Origin of the sequence: Flavobacterium sp. (assembly GCF_024710485.1) — a bacterium.
GTDB lineage: Bacteria > Bacteroidota > Bacteroidia > Flavobacteriales > Flavobacteriaceae > Flavobacterium.
Genome location: NZ_JANJUQ010000033.1, coordinates 124114 through 130280 on the forward strand (window position 1 = coordinate 124114; position 6167 = coordinate 130280).

Consider the following 6167-nt stretch of genomic DNA (forward strand, 5'->3'; position numbering starts at 1 on the left):
TCCTTTTCTACATCGACTTCTTCTGCTTGGTAACAAAACCATCAGCTTGAAGTTTGAGCAATTCGATAGCGCCTTTTTTCTTGTATTGGTAAACGTCTTTGTCTTCCCGGATGTCTGCATACACTTTATCGTAAATTTCGGCATCGGTTTTTTGTTGTAATTCGCTTTGGTAACGGTTTTGTGCCAATACGTTCTTCATACTCATTTCAGCGTCTTCCAATTTCAAATCGTATTCGCCTTTTGGTGACAATAATTTGGCAAAAATCGGAGAAGTTTCTATGGCTAAAAACAACAACATGATAAAGAACGATGGTAACCAAGGCAATTTATCCAAAGCATTAATTCGTGCCATCAAGCCATCGAAATTGTCAATCACGGGTTGACTTTCGGAGACTTTTTTGTCCAAATCGGCTTGCAGGGTTTTGCTTCGGGCTTCTTTTTCGGCGATTAACTTGGCGTTGGTTATTTTTAGCGAATCGAGTTGTTTTACTGCGGCGTCGTGGGCGGAACGCTTTTCTTTATAAATTGGTCCTTTACCCATTTTTTTGGTGCCGGCAGAACCTTCGGCTTCAGTAATGTAAGCATTGTACAAAGCAGCTACTTCTTTTTCTTTTTGGGTGATGGCCGACTTCAAACTGTCTGTCTCTGCCTTGTTTTTAGCTACATCGCTTTTGAAATAGTTGGTGACCTGATTTTTATTGGCGATGGCCATTTCGTTTTTCTCTTTCAATAAAACGGTATTGATTTCTTTTTCAAAGATTTTGATTTCCAAAGGTTTCGAAATGACTATGGCGATGATGATGGCCAATACAATGCGCGGTGATGCCTGAATGAATTCATCCAGAAAGCCATCTCTTTTTTTAATGGTAGAAACAATGAATCGGTCCAAATTGAAAATTAAGAATCCCCAAACCAAGCCAAAGAAAACAGCGGTGTAAAGATTGTCGAAGACGGTGTAAAGCGCATAACTGGCAGCTATAAAGGCCATGACTGCAGTGAAAAATACGGTAGCACCTATGCCAGCGTATTTGTTTTGTTCGCCATTGGAACAAGAGTCCACAATGTGGGTGTCAACACCCGAACACAGGAGGAAAAAACGTTTTAACATGATGATTGATTTAAATCCGAAACGGGTCCGGATGATTGTGATGATTGATGATTATGCAAATATAACGCCAAAAGCTTGGGTTTATTGTAAGGGGTTGGTTTTTAATAAAAAAACCCGCTCAATCAATATTGAAAGAACGGATTTTCATTATATTTTCGTAAGCAATATTATTTACTCAATTCTACAAAATACTTGTAAAAAAGCGGTATTGTCTCAATCCCTTTCAAGTAATTGAAAACACCGAAATGCTCGTTAGGCGAGTGAATTGCATCGCTGTCTAAGCCAAAGCCCATTAATATCGTTTTTGATTTTAGTTCTTTTTCAAACAAAGCTACAATCGGAATACTACCACCGGAACGCACCGGTATGGCCGGAACGCCAAAGGTTTCTGTATATGCTTTGTTGGCCGCTTGGTAACCAATGCTGTCGATAGGCGTTACATAACCTTGACCGCCGTGGTGAGGTGATACTTTAACTTTAACCGCTTTAGGCGCAATACTTTCGAAGTGTTTTTGGAACAATTCGGTGATTTCTTCCCAGTCTTGGTGTGGCACCAAACGCATCGAAATTTTAGCGTAGGCTTTGCTCGCAATTACGGTTTTCGCACCTTCGCCGGTGTAGCCGCCCCAAATACCGTTCACGTCTAAAGTAGGGCGAATCGAGTTTCTTTCGTTGGTACTGTAACCGCTTTCTCCGTAAACATCTTCAATATCCAAAGCCTTTTTATAGGCTTCTTCGCTGTACGGACGTTTGGCCATTTCTGCTCTTTCAGCAGCCGATAATTCTTCTACTTTATCATAAAAACCCGGTATGGTAATGTGATTGTTTTCGTCGTGTAACGATGCAATCATTTTAGTCAACACATTGATAGGATTGGCCACAGCACCGCCATATAACCCGGAGTGCAAGTCTCTGTTCGGTCCGGTCACTTCCACTTCCACGTAACTCAATCCGCGTAAACCGGTAGTGATGGAAGGTTGTTGGTTGGAAATCATCCCGGTATCGGAAATTAAAATGACGTCACAGCTCAGTTTTTCTTGGTTTCTTTCTACAAACCAGCCTAAACTTTTGGAGCCTACTTCCTCTTCGCCTTCAATCATGAATTTCACGTTGCAAGGCAAACAGTTGTTGGCTATCATGTATTCGAAAGCCTTAACGTGCATGTACATTTGGCCTTTATCGTCGCAAGCACCGCGGGCAAAAATAGCGCCGTCGGGGTGAATTTCAGTGGTCTTGATTACCGGTTCAAATGGTGGCGATGTCCATAATTCCATAGGATCCGGCGGTTGTACATCGTAATGACCGTATACCAAAACCGTAGGTAAAGTTGCGTCGATGATGTGTTCTCCGAAAACGATAGGATAACCCGGCGTTTCGCAGATTTCCACGAAATTACAACCGGCTTTTACCAAGCTGTCTTTTACCGCTTCTGCCGTATTGATAACATCCTGAGAGTAAGCGCTGTCGGCACTTACGGAAGGAATTTTTAAAAGTTCAATGAGTTCTTCAATAAAACGTTCTTTATTTTGCTGAACGTAGTGTTTAATAGTATCCATTTTTGAAATTAAAATTGTAGTATTCAAATTTACTAAAAAAGACGTTTAAAAAAATTTGTAATTCATAATTCGTAATTAATAATTATCTTTATATTTGCACTCACAATTTTAGCGGGTATGGCGAAATTGGTAGACGTGCCAGACTTAGGATCTGGTGCCGCAAGGCGTGTAGGTTCGAGTCCTATTACCCGCACAACAAGCTCTAACGAAAGTTAGGGCTTTTTTATTTTCAATTGGTTGATAATATGTTTACAGTTTGTTGTTTATGAAACTGTTAAGTTTTGAAAATTGGATTATTTTTACTGAGTCAATGGTATTTTGATGTAAATTTTTTAGTCTAATGAAAGGGAAAAAGCTTATGATAACTGTGGTTTTGGCGATTGTTGGTTTTGGGTTATTGGCCTTATCCGGCTATTTATTGTACAGAAACAATGTCAATTCAATGTCGGCCGAAAAACAAAAACAATTAGAAGAGGCCATCAAGCAAATTGAAGTTTTGAATGCGGAAATTGTAGAAAAAGATAAAATTGTAGACGAAGCGGAGCAAAAGTTAAAAAGCCACAAATTTGATGTGTTTACCTTGGCGCCCGGACAAAACATTCCGATAGTTGAAATTGTAGACAACGATTTGAGTGAAGGTGCTACCGTTGATGAAGGGAATAAGAAAGTGCACAAACTAATGTACCATCATCAAATTCGTTTTTCCTTAGTGAATGCCGGAAAGAGCGCTTTGAAAGATGTGATTTTTTCCATCAAAGACGACTACAATAAAGGCAAAGAAAAAAAGAAAAAATCCAAAGCCGATGCCAGCATCAACTATTTAGGCAAGAAAATTGACGACAACGAAATGGGCGAGTATGAGAATTTTGAAATTCCGACGCTCAACCTGAAATCCAAAAAATTATTGTATACCAGTAATCTTCCGAGTAGTTTTGGGGTTGGGGATTATGAATACCATTTGGTAGTAGAATGGAGCCAAGGTTTTTATCAAATGTTTATCAAAATTGAAGAAATCGACGGCAAACTCAAATATACCTACGAGTTTTTTGATGTAATCGGTAACACCATCGATTTTAATAATCTCGAAAAAAGCATTAGCAATTAAAAAGCCGCTCATTTGAGCGGCTTTTTTGTTTATTTTCCTGTGGCAATCCAACGGTTTATTTTTTGTTCTAAAAGCGCTAACGGCATAACGCCTGATTCTAACACTTTTTGGTGGAAGACTTTGATGTCGAAGTTTTTACCCATTTTTTGCTCGGCAGTTTGACGCAATTCCATGATTTTCAGTTGCCCGATTTTATACGATAACGCCTGACCCGGAATGGCCATATAACGCTCAATTTCGGCTATAATGCTGGCTTCGCTTTCCGCTTCGTTTTCCAAAGAATATTGAATGGCTTGTTCGCGTGTCCAACCTTTACTGTGCAATCCGGTGTCAACGACCAAACGAATGGCACGGTGCATTTCATTGCCTAACATGCCGAAATATTGGTACGGATCTTTGTACAAGCCCAATTCTTTTCCTAAACTTTCAGTGTACAACGCCCAACCTTCACCATAAGCACCAAACCAGTTGAACTTTCTGAAATCCGGTAGTTGTTGGTTTTCTTGTTGGAGTGAAATTTGGAAGTGATGCCCCGGAATAGCTTCGTGCAGGAACAAATCTTCATCGCCATAATAATTGTAATTGGCTACATCCGGAATCGGTACGTAAAAAGTGCCCGGTCTGGAACCGTCAGCAGCACCTTGAGAATATTCGGCGCTCGCTGTTTTTTCACGGAAGGCTTCGGTGCGTTTTACACGGAATGCGGTTTTAGGTTGTAAGGAGAAAAATTTATTTACATTCGGTTTGATGATTTCATGGATGCGCTCAAAGTTGGCAATCACTTCTTCCGGTTTTTTGAACGGTTTTAATTCGGGTTTGTTACGCACATGGTCAAAGAATTCGATAATAGTGCCTTTGAAACCAACTTGTACTTTTACTTTCTCCATTTCGGCCTTGATGCGCGCTACTTCCTTCAATCCGATTTCGTGGATTTCCTCCGGTGTTTTGTCGGTGGTTGTCCATTGTTTTACATATACTTTGTACAAGTCGTTTCCGCCTTTAATACTGCCTATACCGCTGGTGGTTCGACAAGCCGGAATGTACTCCGATTTCATAAAAGCAATGAATTTCTCAAATTGAGGGTTGAGTTTGTTGATGATTAGTTCGGCATAAGCCTTGGATAGCTTTTCTTTTTGTATCGGACTAAACTCAGCAGGGAATTTTTTACAGCTCGAGTAAAACAAATGATCTTCTACTTTTGGCGTGAGCAAATCCTGAAATTGCGGTACAATCTTTTCGGCTAATACTCTCGGAATAACCACTTTTTCTTTGATGCCTTTTTTCATGTATACCATCGCTGAGTCAAGCCATACGGTGTAAGCATCCATTCTTTTTAAGAAATTCTGATAGTCTTTTTCGGTTTTGAAAGGTTGCGCACTTTCGGCACTGGCGTATTGTCCCATGGTCAAATGTGTACCCCAAAATTGATGCATCGGCATTAGGTTGGCATTTTGTTGGAGTATTTCTTTGCCTACGGCAATTTCCCAAGCCATGATGTCGTAGCTGTTTTTTTCTTCTTCAGTCAACAAAGTGGTGTCCACGGTGGTCAGTTGGTTTTCGTATTTGGTGTAAAACTCCGCTTGTTTTTTGCGATGGGAATCGGTCATTTCAAAAACCAATTGGTCGTTGAACTGACTTTGGCCGTTTTGAGTGGCGTCCAGTGGATTTAAAGCGTTTTTATCTTCAAAATAAGTTTTGGTAATGTTATTGATGTTACCGTTTTTTTCTTCAGATTTACAACTGCCGAAGAAGACACTCAAAACAATAGCTGTTGAAAAAAAGTATAAGTTTCTCATGATTAAAGGTTTAGTTAGGGTAAAACTATTGGTTTTTGATGGAATCAATTGTTAAGAGTTTGATAAATTATCCGTGGTATACCCGTGAAGCAATAATACGATTTTCTTTGATTTCTAACACTTCCGCCACCAACATTTCGGGTTCATCGACTACTGTGCGAATGTACTCCATAAAAACGCGATCAGAATTAGCGGTTAGCGAAGTAACTTTATAATGCAAGGTTGGTAGTCTGTCGAATGCGTCTTGCCACCAAGCTCTTAAGGCGTTTTTACCGGTTACTAAGCCTTTAGTTTCCGGATGGCGGATTTTGAGTTTCGGACTAAAATGTTCAGCTTCGTCATCGTAAAGTGAGAGTAATTTTTCCAAGTTGTGCGCATTGAAGGCTTCAAACCAAAGGTGTGCAATAGAGAGGTTTTTTTCTGCTGACATAGAATTTTTTACCACAAGATTAGTCTGTGGTTGGTCATAAAAAAATCCCAAGTTAATGGGATTTTATAAGGGTAAATATAATTGTTTTTTTAGAGGTTTTTCAAATTGATGATTTCCTGTTCGGTTAAGAATCGCCAATTGCCTCGCGGTAAATTCTTTTTAGTCAAACCTG

5 protein-coding genes and 1 tRNA gene are annotated in these 6167 nt (G+C 39.8%); 2 read left to right on the forward strand and 4 right to left on the reverse strand.

Features of this window, described 5'->3' with window-relative positions; all coding sequences use genetic code 11:
* Positions 1-7 precede the first annotated feature (7 nt).
* Positions 8-1108 (reverse strand): DUF4407 domain-containing protein, encoded by a 1101-nt coding sequence (locus tag Q0M21_RS09395; protein ID WP_295337474.1) that lies wholly within the window; start codon positions 1106-1108, stop codon positions 8-10.
* A 167-nt stretch (positions 1109-1275) separates the two neighbouring features.
* On the reverse strand, positions 1276-2664 hold the full coding sequence (locus Q0M21_RS09400; protein ID WP_295337476.1) for a dipeptidase: 1389 nt from the start codon (positions 2662-2664) through the stop codon (positions 1276-1278).
* 111 nt (positions 2665-2775) lie between these two features.
* On the opposite strand from Q0M21_RS09400, the gene Q0M21_RS09405 reads away from it, so the two are divergent.
* Together Q0M21_RS09405 and Q0M21_RS09410 are read left to right on the forward strand one after the other, a co-directional pair.
* Positions 2776-2857 (forward strand) — tRNA-Leu (locus Q0M21_RS09405).
* 147 nt (positions 2858-3004) lie between these two features.
* Entirely contained in the window at positions 3005-3769 is a 765-nt protein-coding gene (locus Q0M21_RS09410; protein ID WP_295337478.1) for a hypothetical protein, read from the forward strand.
* Positions 3770-3798: 29 nt separating this feature from the next.
* Here the strand turns inward: Q0M21_RS09410 and Q0M21_RS09415 are convergent, their stop codons facing one another.
* The gene (locus Q0M21_RS09415; protein WP_295337480.1) at positions 3799-5565 is read right to left on the reverse strand and encodes a DUF885 family protein; all 1767 of its coding nucleotides are present in this window, start codon (positions 5563-5565) and stop codon (positions 3799-3801) included.
* A gap of 67 nt (positions 5566-5632) precedes the next feature.
* Positions 5633-5995 carry a nuclear transport factor 2 family protein gene (locus Q0M21_RS09420; protein ID WP_295337482.1) on the reverse strand — a complete coding sequence of 121 codons (363 nt, stop codon included), beginning with the start codon at positions 5993-5995 and terminating at the stop codon, positions 5633-5635.
* Positions 5996-6167 lie beyond the last annotated feature (172 nt).

Excerpts from the sequence above, each read along its gene's own strand:
- Q0M21_RS09420 (WP_295337482.1), bottom strand. The coding sequence starts at position 5,995 with ATGTCAGCAGAAAAAAACCTCTCTATTGCACACCTTTGGTTTGAAGCC.
- Q0M21_RS09400 (WP_295337476.1), bottom strand. The coding sequence starts at position 2,664 with ATGGATACTATTAAACACTACGTTCAGCAAAATAAAGAACGTTTTATT.
- Q0M21_RS09395 (WP_295337474.1), bottom strand. The coding sequence starts at position 1,108 with ATGTTAAAACGTTTTTTCCTCCTGTGTTCGGGTGTTGACACCCACATT.
- Q0M21_RS09410 (WP_295337478.1), top strand. The coding sequence starts at position 3,005 with ATGAAAGGGAAAAAGCTTATGATAACTGTGGTTTTGGCGATTGTTGGT.
- Q0M21_RS09415 (WP_295337480.1), bottom strand. The coding sequence starts at position 5,565 with ATGAGAAACTTATACTTTTTTTCAACAGCTATTGTTTTGAGTGTCTTC.